Origin of the sequence: Maribacter spongiicola (assembly GCF_004364165.1) — a bacterium.
GTDB classification, from domain to species: domain Bacteria; phylum Bacteroidota; class Bacteroidia; order Flavobacteriales; family Flavobacteriaceae; genus Maribacter; species Maribacter spongiicola.
On record NZ_SOAY01000011.1, the window covers coordinates 598,601 to 618,999 of the forward strand.

A 20,399-nucleotide genomic window follows, 5' to 3' on the forward strand; every position below is an offset into this window, starting at 1 on the left:
TATTTCCCTTTTAAGAACAACTTTAGTTTATACATGGAAAGCATAACGGTATTGTATATTATTCTTGCTGCTATTGTAGCATTGGGTATCGTTGTTTTTCAATACATATATAAGCAGAAGGCTAAAAGCAAAATTCATTGGCTTTTAGCCTTTTTGCGTTTTACAGGTATTTTCGGATTGTTGCTTTTGCTGATCAATCCGCAGTTCTCTCAAAAATCGTACACCTTAGAGAAGCCTAATTTGGTAATATTGGCTGATAATTCTACATCTATTGAAGAGAGCGCAGCGCAATTAAATGAAATACTGTCTGAAATAAAGTCATCAGAAGATATTACGGATAGATTTAAAGTTACCGATTACAGTTTCGGGACTGATTTAGAAATTTTTGATAGTCTTTCTTTTCAAGAGAAAAACACCAATATCTATAAATCGCTATCTGCGTTAAAAGATGTGTATGCACGCGAACAGACAGTTACTATTCTATTGTCTGATGGAAATCAAACCATTGGGCAAGATTATAGCTATTTTAAATCCAACCAAAATAATAGTATCTACACGGTAGTTTTAGGCGATACTACCAAATATAAGGACATTTCGGTGGGGACTATTCAAACCAACAAATACGCTTTTTTAAAGAATAAATTTCCGTTAGAAACCTTTGTTTCATATCAGGGTAATAGTGCTATATCGGAAACTGTTTCTATAAAAATGAATTCGAAAGTTGTTCATAAAGAGAATGTGAAATTAACTTCTCAGAACAATTATAAACCTATTTCTATTGAGGTAGAGGCGAATACCGTGGGAATAAAAAATCTGGTCGTTGAAGTTTCTCAGTTGCCAGAAGAACGAATTATTAAGAATAATAGAAGAACTACAAGCATTGAGGTCATCGATGAGAAAACTAAGATTGCTATAATTTCAGATATTCTGCATCCGGACTTAGGGGCGCTTAAAAAGGCTATTGAAAGTAATGAGCAGCGAAAAGTTTCAATTCTAAAATCTAATGTTGCAAATAGTATTTTAGAGGATATTGATTTATTTATATTTTATCAGCCTACAGCTAGATTTCAGAACTCTTTTAAATATGCCAGAAGTAAAAATGCAAACACCTTTATCATCACCGGCACACAAACAGATTATTCATTTTTAAACAAAGCCGATGTCCCTTTTGAAATAGAGAATGGTTATCCGCAGCAGGAAGTATTCGGTTTGTTGAATAATGCTTTTACAAAATACGATATTTCTAAATTTGATTTGACAGATTTTCCGCCATTAGTTAGTGATGCTGGTCCAATTCTTATTACTTCGCCTTACGAATCTTTATTGGGTACTCAGATAAAAGGGCTGAATATTCAGCAACCATTGTTGTCGGTAATGGAGAAAAATTCTCAGAAAAGTGCACTATTAATGGGGGAGAACCTTTGGAAATGGAGAGTGCAGACTTATAGGAATACAAATGAATTCGTCAATTTCGATGAGTTTATTGGTAATTTTATTAGATATCTAACTAGCACAAAGAACAAATCTAGACTAAACGTTGATTATGAAAAGATGTACGAGGGTAGTAGTAAAACCGTTATAACGGCGACGTATTTTGATGAAGCGTTTTTATTTGATTCAAATGCAAAAGTGAAAATTAAGGTAACGAATACAGAAACTAAAAAGGTTCAAACGAACCCAATGGTTTTAAAAAATGGATATTTCGAAGCAGACCTATCTAATTTAATCGCTGGGTCATATGAATTTGTGGTTTCCGTAGAAAATGAGTCAAAAAAAGAGACCGGAAAATTTACAATTTCTGAGTTTGATATGGAAAATCAGTTTGTATCAAGCAATAATGTAAAGTTAGAAAAGTTAGCTGTAAACTCCGGCGGAAAATTATTTTATCCTTCTCAAATAGAAGAATTACTAGCAGATTTGAAAGAAAATGATGCTTATGTACCTACCGAGAAAAGCACTGAAAATATCGTATCTTTGATTGATTTCAGAATGCTTTTGGCAATTATAGTTTTTGCCTTTGCAGCAGAATGGTTTATAAGAAAATATAACGGATTAATTTAAATAGACATTAATGGATAAGTTACCTAAGATTGCGTTACCCGCAATATTTATTTTTATTGTAATAATTATTGCAATTTCAAAATCAACAGTTACAATAGACTCTGGTCAAGCAGGTGTTTTGTACAAAACTTTTGGTGGTGGTGTTGTAACCGATGAGCCACCTATGGGTGAAGGGTTTCATTTAGTAGCACCTTGGAACAGGGTTACTGTTTATGAAGTACGTCAACAAGAGGTTCTTGAAAAAATGAATGTACTTTCTAGTAATGGTCTTGATATTAAATTGGAGGCTTCTGCTTGGTTTGAGCCAATTAGAAATGATTTAGGAAAGTTACATCAAGAAAAAGGTGAAGATTATATTTCTAGAGTTCTTTTACCAACCATACGTTCTGCTGCACGTTCAGTAGTTGGTCGTTATACGCCAGAGCAATTGTATTCAAGTAAAAGAGATGCTATTCAGCAAGAAATATTCGATGAGACTCAAAAAATAGTTTCTGGTCAATATATTCAATTGAACGAGATTTTAGTAAGAGATGTTACCTTGCCACCTACAATTAAAGATGCTATCGAGAGAAAGTTAAAGCAAGAGCAAGAGTCCTTAGAATATGAATTTAGACTAGTTACCGCTAAGAAAGAAGCTGAAAAAGTAACTATCGAAGCACAAGGTAAGGCAGATGCGAACAGAATTTTAAGTGCTTCTTTAACAGATAAAATTCTTCAAGATAAAGGTATCGATGCTACATTGAAATTGTCTGAATCGCCTAACTCTAAAGTAATTGTAGTTGGCGGCGGAGATTCTGGGTTACCTTTAATTTTAGGTAATAACTAAAACACGTAGATGATTATTTTTGTTTCATTTTAAACTTTTGTTTTGTGAAATGGAAAATACCTTTTACTTTTACAGTATTATGAAAAACAGAACTACACATCATCATTTCCATATTCACGCTCAGGCGAGGTAGGAATGTATTGTAGTAGTACAACATATTTAAAAACCCGTTTGAGCAATCAAACGGGTTTTGTATTTAAATCTCTTTTGATTGCCAAGCATTAAAAAAAGAAAATGACTAAAATTAGAATTGCTATTCAGAAATCGGGAAGACTTAATGAGGAATCCCTACAAATTTTAAAAGACTGCGGAATTTCCATTGATAATGGTAAAGACCAGTTAAAAGCTTCTTCAAGAAACTTCCCTATTGAAGTTTTTTATTTAAGAAACGGAGATATTCCTCAGTATCTAAGAGACGGAGTGGTTGATATAGCTATTATCGGCGAAAATGTATTAGTAGAGAAAGGTGAAGATATTATCATTGCAGAGAAACTAGGCTTTTCAAAATGTAAAGTTTCTTTAGCGGTTCCTAAGTCGGTGAAGTATAATTCGGTTAAAGATTTTGAGGGTAAGCGTATTGCAACTTCATACCCGAATACTGTATTGAACTACTTAAAAGAAAAAGGCGTGAAAGCCGATTTACACATCATTAGTGGTTCTGTTGAAATTGCACCGAATATTGGGTTGGCAGATGCTATTTGCGATATTGTTTCGAGTGGCAGTACCTTATTTAAAAACAACTTAAAAGAGGTTGAAGTAATGTTGACAAGTGAGGCGGTTTTAGCAGTGTCTCCCAAAATAAATGAAGCGAGAAAAGAACTTCTAGAAAAGTTACAGTTTAGAATTCAGTCGGTTTTAAGAGCTAGAGGTTCTAAATATGTTTTATTGAATGCACCTAATGACAAATTAGACGGTATTCTAAAGCTTTTGCCAGGAATGAGGAGTCCGACAGTTTTACCTTTGGCAGATGAAGGTTGGAGCTCGGTACACACTGTTATCAACAAAGACAAATTTTGGGAGGTAATCGACGAGTTAAAGAAAGCCGGAGCAGAAGGTATTCTTGTTTGCCCAATTGAGAAAATGGTATTGTAATTAGGTTTTTAGCTTATAGCCTTTTGCTATTAGCTATTCTAATTTTTAATGTTTTGCCAGAAGCCAAAAGCTTAGGGCTATTAGCTAGTTAAAGAAATGAATAAAATATATAATCCCAAAAGGCAAGATTGGAAAGACGTTCTTATGCGTCCGACCCAAACTGTTGCCGATATTGAAGGATTGGTCAACACTATTTTTGAGGAAGTAAAGCTTGGCGGTGATCGAATCTTAAAAAAGTATACCGAGCAATTTGACAAGGTGAACTTAGAGAATCTTTTGGTTTCAGAAGATGAAATTAAAGAAGCCAAAGCATTGGTTTCAGAAGATCTAAAAGCTGCTATTCAATTAGCGAAATCGAATATAGAAGTATTTCATACTGCTCAGAAAACGGGTAGGGTTGAAGTGGAAACCACAGCGGGAGTTTCTTGTTGGCAAGAAAAAAGACCTATTCAGAAAGTGGGACTTTATATTCCTGGCGGAACGGCTCCTTTGTTTTCTACTATCTTAATGTTAGCGGTACCAGCAACTATTGCAGGTTGTAATGAAATTGTTTTATGCTCTCCTCCGGATAAGGCAGGAAAGCTGAATCCTGCTATTTTATATACGGCAGATTTATGCGGAGTAACCAAAATTATAAAAGTAGGGGGAATTCAAGCGATTGCCGGAATGACTTTTGGAACAGAAACCATACCACAGGTGTATAAAGTTTTCGGACCAGGAAATCAATATGTAACCGTAGCAAAGCAAATTGCAACAAAACACGGAGTTGCAATAGATATGCCTGCGGGTCCTTCAGAATTATTGGTGGTAGCTGATGATTCTGCGAATGCTGCTTTTGTCGCTTCAGATTTATTGAGTCAGGCAGAACACGGTGTTGACAGTCAGGTGATTTTGGTTTCTACATCTAAAGAAATGATTGATGCGGTAGAGAAGGAAGTAGCTCTGCAATTAGAAGATTTACCGCGTAAAGAAATCGCCAGACAAGCAATTGCAAATAGTAAATTGATTTACGTTAATAATGATCAAGATGCTATTGATTTAATAAATGAATACGGACCAGAGCACTACATTGTTTGTGTAGAAAATGAAGATTTCTATATTGATAATACGCTGAATGCTGGTTCTGTTTTTATAGGTAATTACACTCCAGAAAGTGCTGGTGATTATGCTTCTGGTACCAATCATACCTTGCCAACAAATGGATATGCTAAGCAATATAGCGGTGTAAATTTGGATAGTTTTATGAAAAGCATGACTTTTCAGAAAATAACAAAAGAGGGTATTCAAACCATTGGTAATGCAATTGAACTGATGGCGGAGGCTGAAGGATTAGAAGCTCATAAAAATGCAGTTACTTTAAGATTACATAGTTTAAAATAATGTCATTTAGGCTACGCTCAATGACCAACACCATATTGAACTAATGAGTTTCAACTTAGATAAAATAACACGAGAAAACGTAAAGGGCTTGAGTCCGTATTCTTCTGCACGAGACGAATACGTTTCAGATGGTTCTACCATGGTTTTCTTAGATGCAAATGAGAATCCGTTTGAAAACGGAGTCAATCGGTATCCTGATCCTCAACAAAGAGGCTTGAAAGCGATATTGGCTGAACAGAAGGGTATAAAGGAAGAAAATATACTTTTAGGTAATGGTAGCGATGAAGTTTTAGATTTGTTGTTCAGAGCTTTCTGTGAGCCTAAACAAGATAATATCATTACACTACCACCTACATACGGAATGTATAAGGTACTTTCTGGTATCAATCTAGTCGAAAATAGAGAAGTGCTATTAACGCATGAATTTCAGCCAAATGTTGAAGAAATCCTAAAAACGATTGATAGCAACACGAAACTATTATTTATCTGCTCACCAAATAATCCTACAGGTAATAGTTTTTCAACTAAGGTTATAGAAGAACTTTTAAAGTCCTTCGACGGATTAGTAGTAATTGATGAGGCATATATTGATTTTTCGTCTGAAGAGAGCTGGACATCAAAACTGGCTGAGTTTCCGAATCTGATTATCACGCAAACTTTATCAAAGGCTTATGGTATGGCGGGTATACGATTGGGTATCTGTATTGCATCCGCAGAAATTATTGCTGTAATAAATAAGATTAAACCTCCGTATAATGTAAATCAACTTACGCAAGAGAAAGCTTCTTCTCGTGTTTTGGATATAGATGCTGTTAAGAACGAGGTGAATCAGATTTTAGCGGAGCGAGCAAAATTAGAAGAGGCTTTAAAAACAGTTTCTTTTGTTGAAAATATTTACCCTACCGATGCAAACTTTATTTTGGCAAAGGTAGATGATGCTACACTTAGGTATAATCAATTATTAGCTAAAGGGGTTGTGGTACGGAATCGAACAACACAGCCATTATGTGCAAATACACTGAGATTTACAGTAGGTACGTCTAAAGAAAACAATAGTGTAATTACTGCTTTAAAAGAATTATCCAACTAATATGGAAAATAAAAAAAGAGTACTATTTATAGACCGAGATGGTACTATAATAAAAGAAACAGTTGATGAGCAGATAGATGCTTTTGAAAAAATGATTTTCTATCCAAAGTCATTTACTTTTCTGGGTAAAATTGCAAAAGAATTGGATTATGAATTGGTGATGATTACCAACCAAGATGGTTTGGGTACAGATGTATTCCCAGAAGATACCTTTTGGCCAGTTCATAATTTCATTCTTAAATCCTTTGAAAATGAGGGGGTTGTTTTTGATAAAGTTTTTTTAGATAGAACTTTTCCACATGAAAATGCCAATACTAGAAAACCTGGCACTGGCTTATTGACCGAGTATTTTTCTGATGATTATGATCTTGAGAATTCCTTTGTAATTGGTGACCGATTAACCGATATGGAATTGGCAAAAAACTTAGGTTCTAAAGGTATATTTATTAATGATGAAACCAATTTAGGCACAGGAGAAATTACAGTAAAACGTGATGAATTAGATAGCCATATTGCTATTGAAAGTAACGATTGGGAGAAGATTTATGAGTTCTTGAAACTGAATGATAGAACTGCAGAAATTCATAGGAAGACCAATGAAACGGATATAGCTATAAAACTAAACCTAGATGGTACGGGTAAGAGTGATATAAAAACCGGATTGGCATTTTTTGATCATATGCTAGATCAATTGGCTCGTCATGGGCAAATGGATTTAATGATTAAAGTTGATGGTGATTTAGAAGTTGATGAGCACCATACTATCGAAGATACTGGTATTGCTCTTGGTGAGGTATTTCATATGGCTTTAGGAAATAAACTAGGTATTGAACGATACGGGTTCTGTTTACCAATGGATGATTGTCTAGCACAATCTGCGATAGATTTTGGCGGCAGAAACTGGTTAGTATGGGATGCAGACTTTAAACGTGAAATGGTGGGTGATATGCCTACGGAGATGTTTCATCATTTCTTTAAATCGTTCACTGATGGAGCAAAAGCAAACCTGAATATAAAGGCAGAAGGCACCAACGAACATCATAAGATTGAAGCCATTTTTAAAGCTTTTGCAAAAAGTATTAAAATGTCAGTAAAGAGAGATGTAGAGAAGATGGTGTTACCAAGTACGAAAGGAGTCCTTTAAAAATAGTACTAAGTATTAAGTACAAAGTATTGAGTCTTTTTAAGATTTGCTTTGTACTTAATACTAAGTACTTAATACTAGTTTTAATGAAAATTGTAATTATAAATTACGGAGCAGGAAATATTCAGAGTATCAAATTTGCTATAAAACGCTTGGGTTACGAAGCGGTTTTAAGTAATGATGTTTCTGAAATACAACATGCGGATAAAGTGATATTCCCAGGGGTTGGTGAGGCGAGTAGCGCCATGCACAAACTGCGTGATAGCGGATTGGATAAACTGATTCCAAACTTAAAGCAACCTGTTTTAGGTATTTGCTTAGGTATGCAATTAATGTGTCATTCATCTGAAGAGGGAAATACAACAGGACTCGGAATCTTTGATGTTGATGTTGTCAAGTTTGATAACACAGTCAAAGTTCCTCAAATTGGGTGGAATCAGATTACGAATCTGAAATCCGAATTATTTAAAGGTGTTGAGGAAAAAGAACATATTTATTTAGTACATAGTTTTTATGCGCCATTGTGCTCTGAAACAATTGCTGAATGTACTTATGGTTTAGATTACAGTGCTGCATTGAAAATGGATAATTTTTACGGTACTCAGTTTCACCCAGAGAAATCTAGTGATGTGGGAGAGAAGATATTAGAGAATTTTTTAAAGATGTAATGAAGAAAGATTACTTTATTTCAAAGGATAAAAGTTTATTGAATGTTGAAGAAATTCAAAAATTCATAGCAACTTCTTATTGGGGTAATGGTCGAACTTTAGATGAAGTAAAATTAACTATTGAGAATTCATATTGTTTTGGAATATATACACCTGATAATAAACAAATTGGATTTGCTAGAATAGTTACCGATTATATTTACTTCGGATATTTCATGGACGTGATTATTCTAGATAAATTTCAAGGTCAGGGTTATGGTAAGATTTTGGTTCATGCAATATTAGAAGATACTACCATCAAGAAACTTAAAACATTAGCATTAAAAACAAAGGATGCGCATCATTTATATGAGCGATACGGATTTGACAAAATAGGAGATTCACCTTTGTGGATGTCCATTGATAGACAAATATTACAATAGACAATGAGAATAATACCTGCTATAGATATCATAGACGGCAAATGTGTTCGCCTTTCAAAAGGTGATTACGACACCAAGAAAATATATAATGAGAATCCGTTGGAGGTTGCGAAGGAGTTTGAAGCTCACGGAATTGAATATTTACATCTGGTTGATTTAGATGGTGCAAAGTCAAAGCATATTGTAAATCATAAAGTATTGGAGCAAATTGCATCTCAAACTGGTTTACGAATTGATTTCGGAGGGGGATTAAAAACTGATGATGATTTGCGTATTGCTTTTGAAAGTGGTGCCAAGCAAATTACTGGCGGAAGTATTGCCGTAAAAGACCCTGATACTTTCCTTGGTTGGATAGAAAAACATGGTGCTGATAAGATAATTTTAGGAGCAGATGCTATGGATGAAAAAGTAGCGGTTTCTGGTTGGTTAGAGGAATCTAAAGAGGAACTCATTCCTTTTATACAATCGTATCAACAAAAAGGAATTCAATATGTAATTTGTACCGATATCAGTAAAGATGGTATGCTAGAAGGTCCGTCGTTTGATTTATACAAAAAGATAATTGCCCAAACTGATGTCAGTCTGAGCGCAGTCGAAGACCAATCTATGTTACAAATAAAACTAATCGCCAGTGGCGGAATATCAAGTTTTGATGAATTACCTAAATTAGCAGAAATGGGTTGTGAAGGTACAATCATTGGTAAGGCGATTTATGAAAATAGAATTAGTCTTAAACAACTGGAAACTTATATTTTAAGCAATGGATAAGGAAGAACGCTTAGTTGAAGAGATTGTTGAAAATGCGATGTATCGTATGGACGAAAGTACGCGCATGATAAAGAAAAGTCTTGCTGAAATTTCAGAAGAAGAAATTTGGCAGAAGCCTAATCCTTCTTTAAACAGTATGGCTAATCTCATTTTACACTTATGTGGTAATATGACGCAATATGTCATTTCTTCCATAAGCGAAATTGAAGATAATAGAAATAGAGACGAAGAATTTTCAGTCAATTCTGGTTTAACGAAAGTGGAGTTGTTACATAAATTAGAAGATACAGTAGACTCGGTAAAACGTGTTATTTTTAATTCCACAACCGATAAGTTGATAAAAGTAAGATCAGTACAAGGAATGTCTTTTTCGGGAGTTGGTGCAATTATGCATGCAGTGGAGCACTATTCTTATCATACTGGTCAGATTGCTTTTTATGTGAAGTTGATCAAAGAAAAGGATTTGGGATTTTATGACGGAGTGGATTTGAATATTAAAAATGATTAAAAAGTATCAAGTACAAAGTATTGCTTGATATTATGTGTGATATTTATTGAATACTTAGTGCTATTTAGGTAGTACTTAATACTAAAAAAATATGCTAGCTAAGAGAATTATACCTTGTTTAGATATCAAAGACGGTAGAACCGTAAAAGGTGTCAATTTCGTTGACTTACGTGATGCAGGCGATCCTGTTGAACTGGCTGAAATTTATAGTCGAGAAGGTGCCGATGAATTGGTTTTCCTAGATATTTCAGCAACGGAACAAAAAAGAAAAACTTTAGCAGATTTGGTATATCGTGTAGCCGAAAAAGTAAATATTCCGTTTACTGTTGGTGGCGGAATTTCATCTGTTGAAGATGTTGATGTTTTGCTACATAACGGTGCAGATAAGGTTTCTATTAATTCCTCTGCAGTTAAGAATCCGCAATTGATTAATGATTTGGTTGCTAAATTTGGGTCGCAGTGTATTGTTGTAGCCATAGATGCTAAACAGATTGATGGCGAGTGGATTGTTCATTTGGTTGGTGGTAAAGTACCGACCGATAGAAAACTATTTGAATGGGCAAAAGAAGTAGAAGAACGCGGAGCAGGAGAAATTCTATTTACCTCAATGGATAATGATGGTACTAAAGACGGATTCGCAAATGAAGCATTGGCAAAATTGTCTACGGAGTTAAATATTCCGATAATTGCTTCTGGAGGTGCAGGTAATAAACAGCATTTTACTGATACCTTTGTTGAAGGTAAAGCAGATGCGGCATTAGCAGCAAGTGTTTTTCACTTTAAAGAAATAGGCATTCAAGAGTTGAAACTTGAGCTGCAGGAGAACGGGATTCCGGTTAGGGTTTAGTTTTCAGTGCTCGGTTGGCAGTATCAGTTGGCAGTATGAGTTGGCAGTCGCAGTGTTCAGTTTTGATTATTGCACTTCGGCTACGCTCAGTGACCGTATTAATATTATAAAATGCAATGTCATTCTGAGCGCAGTCGAAGGCTTGGGAACATCTATTTCACATCGGCGACAATCAGTGACCGATTTTAAAATTGAAGGTTTAAAATAGAATAAAAATAAAATTAGAATACAATACATATGGAGTTTAATACACCAAATTGGGAGAAAATGAGTGACGGATTAGTACCTGCCATTATACAAGATGTTCGTACTAAGAATGTATTGATGCTGGGCTACATGAATGCCGAAGCTTTGAAGAAAACTACTGATAGTGGAAAGGTTACATTTTTTAGTCGCTCTAAGCAGCGCTTATGGACTAAAGGAGAAGAAAGCGGAAACTTTTTGAATTTAGTTGCTATTAAAAATGACTGTGATAATGATTCTCTTTTAATTACAGTGAATCCTGTGGGTCCTACTTGTCATACAGGAACAGATACGTGTTGGAATGAAGAAAACAATTCTCAATTCGGATTCTTTTCTGAGTTAGAAGATACTATTAAAGAAAGACGAACTACTGCCGACGATAGTAAATCTTACGTAGCTTCTTTGTTTAAAAAAGGTATTAATAAAATCGCACAAAAAGTAGGGGAGGAAGCTGTAGAAACGGTTATAGAGGCAATGGATGATAATGATGACTTATTCTTGTACGAGAGTGCAGATTTACTTTTTCATTACTTAATGCTATTACAAGCAAAAGGTTTTACACTTAAAGATATTGAAGCAGAACTAATGAATAGAAAGAAGTAGAGTCTATAGGTTCTAATCATACTTTATTTGCTTATGATGCAGTTTGTCATTCTGCAGTAAACGTATCATTATCCTTGTCCTCAATCCAGTTGTATTCTATTTCCCAAGCTACATTTCTGGCAAAATCTAATCCGTGTCGGTCGGCTAAAAAACCTAAAGCCATATCCATACCGGCACTTACACCAGAAGATGTATAGTAGTTTTCATCTACCTTCCAACGAGCTTGCTTGTCCCATTCTACATCGGGTCCATTGGTAACTACCCATGCAAATGCACGTTTGTTAGAGGTGGCTTGTCTTTTATTTAGAAGTCCAGATTTTGCTAATAAAGCACTTCCTGTACATACAGTCATTACATATGTGCTTGATAGGCTTATATTTTTAATAGATTCTATTAGCTCTTTATTTTTCACTTCTACTCTTGTGCCTAAACCACCAGGTATTAGAAAGGCAAAGGGCTTTTTATTAATATCTGCTAGCTTCTCTGTCATAATAGGAACCTGATGTCTATTGGTAATAATACCGCCTTCAAGTGAATAAAATTTTAAGGTATATAAATCGGTTAATCTTCCAAATATTTCAGCGGGTCCAAATACATCAAGGGTTTCATAGTTGTCGAATAACAAGAATGCAATTTCTTGTTTATCAGTTGAACTTATTTGGTTAGATTTTTTTTGAGCAGAAAGGCTTAAACTGAAAACTAATATAATTGCAATTGATTTTATAAACGTAGTAAACATCTGCAAACCTGTTTTTTAATTATTATCTAAAAGGAAACTCTCGTTCTAAAATAAGATAATATTTAATTTATTTTAAGGGATTACTTCTTGATATTGCGAATACCTGGCATTATTATCAATACCATAAAAAAAGTGGTGAAATTTTTCAGAAATAGAATATTAAAATACTCGTTCCATAACAACAAAATCGATTCCGCCTTTAACATAGGTTTTTTCAGTTATTGTCATTCCGAATTTAGTATAGAAATCAGTTTTATTTTGTCTCGCATTACACCAGATTCTTGTTAGAGATTGGTTAGCGGCAATTTGCATTATTTCATTTAGAAGTAAACTTCCATATCCTTTGCCTTGGCAATTTTCTAATGTAGCAAATTTTCTGAACTGGGCCTCTCCGTCATTAATAAATAACGAGATTACCGAAATTAATTCGTTGCATAATACTAGTCCGTAATGTAGACCTTCATTGTCATTAGGTAATTTTACGTAATCTAAAGGCTTAGTTGGCCACATTACCTGATGTCTAATTGACAAGGTTTGCTGAGAAGTTATTTCAATTATTTTAAGGGACATATTAGAGAGCAACAAGTTACCCAAATGTAATCAGGATTTATGGGTTATTCTAACACTAAATTGTCTTGAACATTTCCTATAGAAACCCACTTAAATTTTATGGGAGACCAATTGTCTTTATTTTTATATGAAGTATTATTCTTTATATAAACGGTGTCGTCTTTAGTAAATACGTGCTGGGTATTAATTACTTCTTGCGAATAGACTTTAGTAGGTTTCTTGTTTTTGATCAAACCGATATTTTTTTAATAAAACCCATAATTCTAAATTTTGTTGTGTTAACTATAAGTTAATTAGTTTTAAACTAGATTATTAGAGGTGTCTTTTGCTCCCCATGAATCTAAACTCAACAGAATATTTTCAAGCGATTTGCCACGATTACTTAAGCTATATTCCACTTTTGGAGGCACTACCGGGTAAACCTCCCGGGTTAATAGTCCATCTTTTTCTAACTCTCGTACGGTTTGGGTGAACATCTTATTAGAAATTCCTGGTACTTTTTTCTGAAGTACTCCAGAGCGTATTGGTCCCTCAAGAAGATGAAATAGTACAATTGGTTTCCATTTGGTACCGATTAAGTTCATGGTATGGTCAAGCGGACAATAATTTTTTGAATTCATTTTTAATATAACTATTTGTAAAACAGCAATTAACTCTTTTTGGTAACTATAGTACTTTTAAGTAAGTTATTGCTTATAAGGCAAATATAGATTTATTTTGTATTAAAATTAGAACTATGGATAAGAATAAAGAATACCCAAAATCATTTTCCCATATTGGTATTACCGTACCAGATTTAGAGAAAGCAGTAGAATTTTACTCAGAGGTAATGGGATGGTACGTTATCATGAAACCGTCTAAAATTAAAAAAGAGAAAGAGACCGCTATCGGTATAATGTGTATTGATGTTTTTGGTGATGATTGGGAAGAGTTTGAGATTGCCCACATGTCTACTTCAGATGGTATAGGTGTTGAGTTATTCTCTTTTCCTCATGGCGTTAAGGAAGCTCCGGAGTTTAATCCTTTTAATACCGGTTTGTTTCATTTTTGTATTCAAGACCCAAATATTGAAGATTTGGTAGCTAAAATTGTGGAATATGGTGGTAAGCAAAGAATGCCCATTCGTGAGTATTATCCAAAAGACAAGCCCTACAAAATGTGTTATGTAGAAGATCCTTTCGGTATTGTATTTGAAGTCTATACTCATAGTTATGAATTAACGTATTCTTCTGGTGCTTATACCGGATAAGTTTTACTTACAAAGCTAAAAAAGCGATTAATGTTAAATAATACATTAATCGCTTTTTTATTTCAACGTCTTCATTACTAGGTGTATATAAATTTTATATATTTAACCTTCCCTCAGACTATTTCATTTTAAAACCACCATCACACTATGAAATCATCTGCTATTTTTCTTAGAATATTCTTATTAGCCCTCATATGGCTGCTTTTTACTTCATTTTTTAAATTGCCAAATTCTCAACCTATAACGGAAGAAGATAATTTGGAAGTTTTGGAATTAAATACGGACGGACTCTACTATGCAGAGTTTTACGATTATATTTTCCGTGGTCATTTTGAAGAAATTGATGTTAAGAGGGATGACATGCAATTTCTGTTGATTTTTGATCAGTAATTAAGAGCTTATGGTGCACAATGTTCTGGTACTTTACCAACAAATAAAGTGCAAATTATGAATGAAGAATGTGCTACCGAAGAAGTGACAACTAACGGGTATGGTACAGAAGTTAGTAGAATTTGTGTAAAATACGTTTGGGTAGGAAGCGGACTTTATGCAAAACCTGAATTGTATGAGGCGTATGCAGAAATCGATCAAATACAACGATCAAAAGGATTAGGTACCATGATGGAAATGATTACCGACCCCAATAGTATGGGTAATTCGGTAGATATGATTCATAAAATCAACGGACTTAAAGGTGATATGCTAAAAATTTTTAAACTTAATGCTTGTGGTAGTCCGGGTTTAGAACGATTTGAAGAAAACTTGAAACTCTTTGCCCTCGACAAACCTAGCATACGAATGGAGAAGGCTAGTAAATATACTACAATGAAAAAGTCTGGCGGACCAACTGGTGACCAGAACTATCATAAACTTATTGATGATTTGGTATACGATCAGTCTAAAACATGGTCTTTTAATAGATATACAGCTGGTAGTATTTCTAGTGTTACAACATCAACTCGTGATAGTGAAGGCAGACCAATGGAAATAAGTGCTAATTATAGCTTTTCTGGGTTTAGCGGAAATAGTAAAGGGTCTGTGCGTATTACTTTTAAAAACGGATTGCCTAAGTGTATCTATTTCTATGATTTTCCGCGTAATTGTAAAACACCTAACAGTAGTATTTTATCATCTTATGCAGAAGGGAAATATGCAGATTAGCAAATTTAGACTTTAGTTAGTTTAGGTTAATTACTATTTATTATTATACTTTTCAATAAACCCTAATGTTATAAAACGATAATAGTCTAGTTCAAAGTCTTCTTTCTTTAAAAATTTGATAGTTGTTTTTGCCATGATTACTGGAGTTACTTTGTGTTTTCTTAAAGATTCCATTTCTTGTGTAAATTCAAATAGCCTTGATTCTTTATATTTTTCAGTGAGAAAGATTTGGTTGGAGCAATCAATCATTCCATGGATATCTGAAGGGTCATCTCTGTCTAAAAATTCAACTTTTTTAAAAAAATTAAAGTTGTTATTAAATTCATAGGTATTAGTCTTAGCAATTTTTTCGTAGAATTTCCAATAACTAATTGGGGCACTCGATTCTAATATTCCTTCTTTAATTAAGTGTTCTTCAAATTCTCTTATTATTAAAATTGTTTTAGCTTTCTCTTCTTTTGACAAAGAATCTATCATACAATTATACAAATCATTTTCTACCCTGTTGGGTTTACTATTACAGGATAGAATAAGTAAACTAATAAAAACAACAAGAATTTTTAATTTCATTTATTAAATAGTGATTTAATCTTTTTTAAGAAAAGATTATTCTACTTCTTATCCATCTCAAGATAATACTCTTGCAATGTAAAAAATGCTTTCTTTTTCATGCCTTGCTCAGAAATCAATCCTTTTCTATTAAAATCATCTTGAATTCTTCTTAATGGACGTCTTGATGAACGGAAATCCATCAAAATCCATGGAGATAATCCTGACATAAAATCGATATTTTTCATCATCTCAATATTCGATTTGAACAATGCATCTTGGTATTCTTCGGTCCATCTTTCATTTGCATCGCCATGTAATCCGTATAAAGCGCCACCACCAATTTCACTCATGATCATTGGTTTATTGTAAGCACTTGCCCACTTAATGCTACTGCACGAATCTACATCGCCATAGTACCATCCGCAGTAATTATTAATACCGATAACATCAACGACTTCACCTAACGGGTCTTCAATTAAATTACCATCATCACCCTTGCCTTGCGTATCTAAAGCTGCCGTAATTAATCGTGTATCATCTAATTGTCGTGCTTTCTTGGCTAGGTTACCAATAAATGATAAACGTGGTTCACTTTCTGGTGTCTCATTTGCCATAGACCATAAAACCACTGCAGCTCTGTTTTTATCTCGGGAAATCATCTCGGTCAACTGATTTTCAGCATTAGCGTAAGTATCTTCATTTTCGAACTGAATTGTCCAATACACGGGGATTTCTGACCAGATCAAGAAGCCCATTTTCTCTGCCTCTTTCACCATTGCCTCGGAATGTGGATAATGCGCCAGTCGCAGAAAATTACAACCCAGTTCTTTTGCCCAATTCAATAGTACTTTACATTCTTCAGCAGACACTACACGACCTGTTTTAAAGGCTGCTTCTTCGTGAATGCTAATACCTTTTAAAAAGGTTTCCTTACCATTGACCAATATTTTTGAGCCGTCTGTAGAAATATTTCTAAATCCAATTTGATTGACTACTTTATCAGTACTGGTTTCAATAATTACCTCATATAATTTAGGAGAATTTGGTGACCATAATTTTGGTTTGGCATTAATTGAAAAAGAAGCTTTACCATTGGTAACTGTTGCCTTTACCGTTTTCTTAAGTTCCGGTATTTCAATGCTTACCGGATCACCATTATTTGCATTTGCCATTGTTACCCAACCACTAATTTTAGTTGTAGTTTCTTTTTCTAATTGAACCGAGTAATCTTCTATATGACTTTTAGGTACGTTTATTAAATGAACTGATCTAGTTATACCGCCATAGTTCCACCAATCTTGGTTAACCGTTGGTACATTTTCCTTTTTACGTTTGTTATCGACTTTAACTACAACAAAGTTATTTCCTTCAACGAGCTTATCGGTTACATTGAATTGAAACGGAGTGTAGCCACCAACATGTTTACCTAATTTTTCTCCGTTCAAATAAACGATTGCTTCGTAGTTTACGGCTTCAAAATATAGAAAGCTTTCTTGATTAGAAGTAGGGGTATAGGCAAAATCTTTCTTGTACCACAATGTACCTTCATAGTAATAAAGCTTATCCATTTGGGTATTCCAATCACCTGGAACATTTAATTGTAAACTGGTGTCAAAGTTATATTCAATAAGGTCTGACGGAGATTGCACTTTTGCATTCTTAAAATAACCTTTATCATATTCTTGCAGTCTGTGGTTGTAAAATCCGTTTTCTAATGGATCTACAATAATATCCCATTTGCCATTTAGAGATGTTTTTTGTCTGGCATCTATATTTTGAAGTAGATACGCGTATTCAGTTTCTTGAGCGGCTATTGATATGAAGAAAAATATAAAGAAAAGGAGTGCAATGTTGTCTAGTCTTTTCATTTAGTAAGCTGAGTTATTAATTAGGTTCGGAATTTACCGTTTTAATTAAAAAAACAGCGCACATTTTGAAAAACAATATGGAATTTAGCCTATGGCTGTCAATGTTAGTATTTTCTTAAATATTCATTTTTGGTGCAACATTTTTAAAAGGATATAGTCATATTGCGGTATTCATCAATTAATTAAACAAACTACATGATTAAAAAAGGAAAGCGTAAAGTACGCTTAAGGTGGCTTAGCGTCACCAGTATTATTATTTTATTACTTAGTTATACGCCGGTTGTAGCTCAAGAAAACTATACTATTAGCGGTAAAATATCTGATATTGATAACGGAGAAACTCTTTTTGGGGCATCTGTATTTTTAGAGGGTACGACCATTGGTGTAGTTACCAATGAGTACGGATTTTATTCTATTACCGCACCAAAAGGGGAGTACCGCTTGTTAATTACGTATATGGGCTATGCCGATATTAAACAAGTTGTAAATCTTAATAGAAATCAGAATTTCAATTTCGAAATTTCTGAAACTTCCACAAAACTAGATGAAGTAGAAGTTACGGCAGAAGAATCTGAAATTGCCGTATTACGAAAACCAGAAATGAGTGTTCTTAAAATGAACATTGAAACGGTAAAACAAATGCCAGTGGTTTTGGGCGAAGTCGATATCCTGAAATCTTTACAGATGTTACCTGGTGTTACCAATAACGGAGAAGGTACTGGCGGATTTCATGTTAGAGGTGGTGCCGGCGATCAGAACTTGGTTTTATTAGATGAAGCTATTATCTACAATACATCGCATATGTTCGGTTTTTTCTCGGTCTTTAATGCAGATGCCATTAAAGATGTAAAACTATATAAAGGTGGAATTCCTGCAAGATATGGTGGTCGTGTTTCGTCTGTTTTAGATGTACGCCAAAAAGATGGTAACAGTAAACGATTTGCCGCTACGGGTGGTATCGGTATCATCTCTAGCCGTTTGGCCTTAGAAGCTCCTTTATTTAAAGAAAAAGGGTCTTTTTTAATTGCTGGTAGAAGCTCATATGCCAATTTATTATTAAAGGCTGCCGGAGAAGATAATAGTGTTGGATTTTACGACTTAAACTTAAAGACCAATTATAAAATCAATGCGAACAATAGGCTTTTTCTTTCTGGTTATTTTGGAAGGGATTCTTTTGAACTAGGGGATACTTTCAGTAATTCTTACGGTAACGCTACCGGAAATCTTCGTTGGAATCATATTTTTAACGACAAGCTATTTTCAAATCTTTCGGCTGTGTATAGTAAGTACGATTATAAGTTAGGTCTTACTTTTGCTGAATTCGATTGGGTTTCGTCTATTACCAATTACAATCTTAAATATGACCTAAAGTATTACTTCAGCGATAAATTTAAACTGGATTTTGGCGCAAGCGGAATATATTATGAGTTTGATCCAGGCGAGATAAATCCAACATCTGAAACCTCGGCTGTAAATCCGTTATTATTAGATCGTAAAAAGGCTATCGAAAGTGGCCTATATATAGACGCCGAACATAAATTGACAGAGAAGTTGACCGCTCAATACGGATTACGCTATAGTTCATTCTCTAGACTTGGTGGTCAACCAATGACAGAATATGCCAATAATCAACCAGTAGTCTACAATGCAGACTTAGGCATTTATGAACGTGGTACCGCAGTTGGCGAAACCGTGTATGAAAAGGGAGATGCCATTAAAACCTTTGGTAATTTAGAGCCTAGAGCTTCATTGGCATATTCCATAAATGACAATTCTTCTTTAAAAGCTGGGTTCTCTAGAGTGGCGCAATACATTCACTTATTATCGAATACTTCATCTGCCACACCGTTAGATGTTTGGGCACCAAGCGGTCAGTATATCGATCCGCAATTATCAAATCAGTATGCATTGGGGTACTTTCGTAATTTTGCAAACAAAGCCTATTCTATGGAGGCGGAAATCTATTATAAGAATACTGATAATAGAATCGATTATATAGATGGTTCAGACCTTATTGGACAGAATACGATTGAGACCGAAATACTAAAAGGGGAATCTAGAGCATACGGATTAGAATTATTATTCCGTAAAAATGAAGGTGACTTTACGGGTTGGATTGCTTACACACTTTCTAAATCTGAACAACGTACGCCTGGTGGAACTGCTGGCGGACCGGGAATCAACGATGGTGATTGGTATAACACTCCGTATGATAGAACGCATGACATCTCCATTTCAGGTTCATATAAATTAAATGAAAAATGGAGTTTTGGAACCAATCTAGTTTTTCAGACCGGTAGACCGGTAACGTACCCAAATGGACAGTATGAGTATGAGGGAGTTTCCATTGCCAGTTATGCCGATAGAAATTCTGATAGATTACCGGCGTATCATCGTTTAGATGTATCAGTGAATTATAAACCGAACAAAAAGCCCGATGCTAAACTAAAAGGGGAGTGGGTATTAGGTATTTACAATGCCTATAACCGTAAGAATGCAGCTTCTGTTTCATTTGGTCAGAATATAGAAACTGGAGCAAATGAAGCTACCAGAACTGCTATTTTCGGTATTGTACCATCTATCACTTATAACTTTAAATTTTAAATCG

21 protein-coding genes are annotated in these 20,399 nt (G+C 34.5%); 16 read left to right on the forward strand and 5 right to left on the reverse strand.

Features of this window, described 5'->3' with window-relative positions; translation table 11 throughout:
• The first annotated feature begins 33 nt into the window (after positions 1-33).
• The 12 genes from CLV90_RS10835 to hisIE all read left to right on the forward strand — a co-directional run bounded on the left by CLV90_RS10835 (position 34) and on the right by hisIE (position 11,652).
• The gene (locus tag CLV90_RS10835) at positions 34-2,061 is read left to right on the forward strand and encodes a VWA domain-containing protein (protein WP_133687498.1); all 2,028 of its coding nucleotides are present in this window, start codon (positions 34-36) and stop codon (positions 2,059-2,061) included.
• A 10-nt stretch (positions 2,062-2,071) separates the two neighbouring features.
• Positions 2,072-2,887, forward strand: coding sequence for a prohibitin family protein (locus CLV90_RS10840; protein WP_133687499.1), 816 nt, complete (start codon positions 2,072-2,074; stop codon positions 2,885-2,887).
• Between the two features lie 234 nt (positions 2,888-3,121).
• Entirely contained in the window at positions 3,122-3,979 is an 858-nt protein-coding gene (hisG, locus tag CLV90_RS10845; protein ID WP_133687500.1) for an ATP phosphoribosyltransferase, read from the forward strand.
• Positions 3,980-4,075: 96 nt separating this feature from the next.
• Positions 4,076-5,359: a histidinol dehydrogenase gene (gene hisD, locus CLV90_RS10850; protein ID WP_133687501.1), complete on the forward strand. Its 1,284-nt coding sequence runs from the start codon at positions 4,076-4,078 to the stop codon at positions 5,357-5,359.
• Between the two features lie 43 nt (positions 5,360-5,402).
• Positions 5,403-6,449, forward strand: coding sequence for a histidinol-phosphate transaminase (hisC, locus tag CLV90_RS10855; protein ID WP_133687502.1), 1,047 nt, complete (start codon positions 5,403-5,405; stop codon positions 6,447-6,449).
• A gap of 1 nt (position 6,450) precedes the next feature.
• A complete protein-coding gene (gene hisB, locus CLV90_RS10860) occupies positions 6,451-7,593 on the forward strand; it encodes a bifunctional histidinol-phosphatase/imidazoleglycerol-phosphate dehydratase HisB (protein WP_133687503.1) in 1,143 nt (380 codons plus the stop codon).
• Positions 7,594-7,679: 86 nt separating this feature from the next.
• Positions 7,680-8,261 (forward strand): imidazole glycerol phosphate synthase subunit HisH, encoded by a 582-nt coding sequence (gene hisH, locus CLV90_RS10865; protein WP_133687504.1) that lies wholly within the window; start codon positions 7,680-7,682, stop codon positions 8,259-8,261.
• Positions 8,261-8,683: a GNAT family N-acetyltransferase gene (locus tag CLV90_RS10870; RefSeq protein WP_133687505.1), complete on the forward strand. Its 423-nt coding sequence runs from the start codon at positions 8,261-8,263 to the stop codon at positions 8,681-8,683. Before hisH ends, CLV90_RS10870 begins: the two co-directional genes overlap by 1 nt.
• 3 nt (positions 8,684-8,686) lie before the next feature.
• Positions 8,687-9,451, forward strand: coding sequence for a 1-(5-phosphoribosyl)-5-[(5-phosphoribosylamino)methylideneamino]imidazole-4-carboxamide isomerase (gene hisA / locus CLV90_RS10875; RefSeq protein ID WP_133687506.1), 765 nt, complete (start codon positions 8,687-8,689; stop codon positions 9,449-9,451).
• Complete coding sequence (locus tag CLV90_RS10880; protein ID WP_133687507.1) at positions 9,444-9,959, forward strand: DinB family protein; 516 nt, start codon at positions 9,444-9,446, stop codon at positions 9,957-9,959. Before hisA ends, CLV90_RS10880 begins: the two co-directional genes overlap by 8 nt.
• Positions 9,960-10,050: 91 nt before the next feature.
• A complete protein-coding gene (hisF, locus tag CLV90_RS10885) occupies positions 10,051-10,806 on the forward strand; it encodes an imidazole glycerol phosphate synthase subunit HisF (protein WP_133687508.1) in 756 nt (251 codons plus the stop codon).
• Between the two features lie 237 nt (positions 10,807-11,043).
• Entirely contained in the window at positions 11,044-11,652 is a 609-nt protein-coding gene (gene hisIE / locus CLV90_RS10890; RefSeq protein WP_208295121.1) for a bifunctional phosphoribosyl-AMP cyclohydrolase/phosphoribosyl-ATP diphosphatase HisIE, read from the forward strand.
• Positions 11,653-11,698: 46 nt separating this feature from the next.
• On the opposite strand, the gene CLV90_RS10895 is transcribed toward hisIE, so the two are convergent.
• The 3 genes from CLV90_RS10895 to CLV90_RS10905 form a co-directional block, all read right to left on the reverse strand.
• Positions 11,699-12,391 (reverse strand): DJ-1/PfpI family protein, encoded by a 693-nt coding sequence (locus tag CLV90_RS10895; RefSeq protein WP_133687510.1) that lies wholly within the window; start codon positions 12,389-12,391, stop codon positions 11,699-11,701.
• Between the two features lie 159 nt (positions 12,392-12,550).
• Positions 12,551-12,961 (reverse strand): GNAT family N-acetyltransferase, encoded by a 411-nt coding sequence (locus CLV90_RS10900; protein ID WP_243835372.1) that lies wholly within the window; start codon positions 12,959-12,961, stop codon positions 12,551-12,553.
• Between the two features lie 299 nt (positions 12,962-13,260).
• Positions 13,261-13,581 (reverse strand): winged helix-turn-helix transcriptional regulator, encoded by a 321-nt coding sequence (locus CLV90_RS10905; RefSeq protein ID WP_133687511.1) that lies wholly within the window; start codon positions 13,579-13,581, stop codon positions 13,261-13,263.
• 116 nt (positions 13,582-13,697) lie between these two features.
• Here CLV90_RS10905 and CLV90_RS10910 point away from each other — a divergent pair, with 116 nt between their 5' ends.
• From CLV90_RS10910 to CLV90_RS10920, 3 genes are all read left to right on the forward strand, one after another.
• Positions 13,698-14,210, forward strand: coding sequence for a lactoylglutathione lyase family protein (locus tag CLV90_RS10910; protein ID WP_133687512.1), 513 nt, complete (start codon positions 13,698-13,700; stop codon positions 14,208-14,210).
• A 147-nt stretch (positions 14,211-14,357) separates the two neighbouring features.
• A complete protein-coding gene (locus tag CLV90_RS10915) occupies positions 14,358-14,600 on the forward strand; it encodes a hypothetical protein (protein WP_133687513.1) in 243 nt (80 codons plus the stop codon).
• Between the two features lie 57 nt (positions 14,601-14,657).
• Positions 14,658-15,371 carry a hypothetical protein gene (locus CLV90_RS10920; protein ID WP_133687514.1) on the forward strand — a complete coding sequence of 238 codons (714 nt, stop codon included), beginning with the start codon at positions 14,658-14,660 and terminating at the stop codon, positions 15,369-15,371.
• Between the two features lie 33 nt (positions 15,372-15,404).
• Here the strand turns inward: CLV90_RS10920 and CLV90_RS10925 are convergent, their stop codons facing one another.
• Positions 15,405-15,941 carry a hypothetical protein gene (locus CLV90_RS10925; protein ID WP_133687515.1) on the reverse strand — a complete coding sequence of 179 codons (537 nt, stop codon included), beginning with the start codon at positions 15,939-15,941 and terminating at the stop codon, positions 15,405-15,407.
• Between the two features lie 41 nt (positions 15,942-15,982).
• Complete coding sequence (locus CLV90_RS10930) at positions 15,983-17,791, reverse strand: glycoside hydrolase family 2 protein (protein WP_133687516.1); 1,809 nt, start codon at positions 17,789-17,791, stop codon at positions 15,983-15,985.
• Positions 17,792-17,986: 195 nt separating this feature from the next.
• Between CLV90_RS10930 and CLV90_RS10935 the strand changes: the two genes are divergently transcribed.
• Entirely contained in the window at positions 17,987-20,395 is a 2,409-nt protein-coding gene (locus CLV90_RS10935) for a TonB-dependent receptor (protein ID WP_133687517.1), read from the forward strand.
• Positions 20,396-20,399: the final 4 nt, after the last annotated feature.

Coding starts and splice junctions, on each gene's coding strand:
- CLV90_RS10835 (WP_133687498.1), top strand. CDS start 34: ATGGAAAGCATAACGGTATTGTATATTATTCTTGCTGCTATTGTAGCA.
- CLV90_RS10840 (WP_133687499.1), top strand. CDS start 2,072: ATGGATAAGTTACCTAAGATTGCGTTACCCGCAATATTTATTTTTATT.
- hisG (WP_133687500.1), top strand. CDS start 3,122: ATGACTAAAATTAGAATTGCTATTCAGAAATCGGGAAGACTTAATGAG.
- hisD (WP_133687501.1), top strand. CDS start 4,076: ATGAATAAAATATATAATCCCAAAAGGCAAGATTGGAAAGACGTTCTT.
- hisC (WP_133687502.1), top strand. CDS start 5,403: ATGAGTTTCAACTTAGATAAAATAACACGAGAAAACGTAAAGGGCTTG.
- hisB (WP_133687503.1), top strand. CDS start 6,451: ATGGAAAATAAAAAAAGAGTACTATTTATAGACCGAGATGGTACTATA.
- hisH (WP_133687504.1), top strand. CDS start 7,680: ATGAAAATTGTAATTATAAATTACGGAGCAGGAAATATTCAGAGTATC.
- CLV90_RS10870 (WP_133687505.1), top strand. CDS start 8,261: ATGAAGAAAGATTACTTTATTTCAAAGGATAAAAGTTTATTGAATGTT.
- hisA (WP_133687506.1), top strand. CDS start 8,687: ATGAGAATAATACCTGCTATAGATATCATAGACGGCAAATGTGTTCGC.
- CLV90_RS10880 (WP_133687507.1), top strand. CDS start 9,444: ATGGATAAGGAAGAACGCTTAGTTGAAGAGATTGTTGAAAATGCGATG.
- hisF (WP_133687508.1), top strand. CDS start 10,051: ATGCTAGCTAAGAGAATTATACCTTGTTTAGATATCAAAGACGGTAGA.
- hisIE (WP_208295121.1), top strand. CDS start 11,044: ATGGAGTTTAATACACCAAATTGGGAGAAAATGAGTGACGGATTAGTA.
- CLV90_RS10895 (WP_133687510.1), bottom strand. CDS start 12,391: ATGTTTACTACGTTTATAAAATCAATTGCAATTATATTAGTTTTCAGT.
- CLV90_RS10900 (WP_243835372.1), bottom strand. CDS start 12,961: ATGTCCCTTAAAATAATTGAAATAACTTCTCAGCAAACCTTGTCAATT.
- CLV90_RS10905 (WP_133687511.1), bottom strand. CDS start 13,581: ATGAATTCAAAAAATTATTGTCCGCTTGACCATACCATGAACTTAATC.
- CLV90_RS10910 (WP_133687512.1), top strand. CDS start 13,698: ATGGATAAGAATAAAGAATACCCAAAATCATTTTCCCATATTGGTATT.
- CLV90_RS10915 (WP_133687513.1), top strand. CDS start 14,358: ATGAAATCATCTGCTATTTTTCTTAGAATATTCTTATTAGCCCTCATA.
- CLV90_RS10920 (WP_133687514.1), top strand. CDS start 14,658: ATGAATGAAGAATGTGCTACCGAAGAAGTGACAACTAACGGGTATGGT.
- CLV90_RS10925 (WP_133687515.1), bottom strand. CDS start 15,941: ATGAAATTAAAAATTCTTGTTGTTTTTATTAGTTTACTTATTCTATCC.
- CLV90_RS10930 (WP_133687516.1), bottom strand. CDS start 17,791: ATGAAAAGACTAGACAACATTGCACTCCTTTTCTTTATATTTTTCTTC.
- CLV90_RS10935 (WP_133687517.1), top strand. CDS start 17,987: ATGATTAAAAAAGGAAAGCGTAAAGTACGCTTAAGGTGGCTTAGCGTC.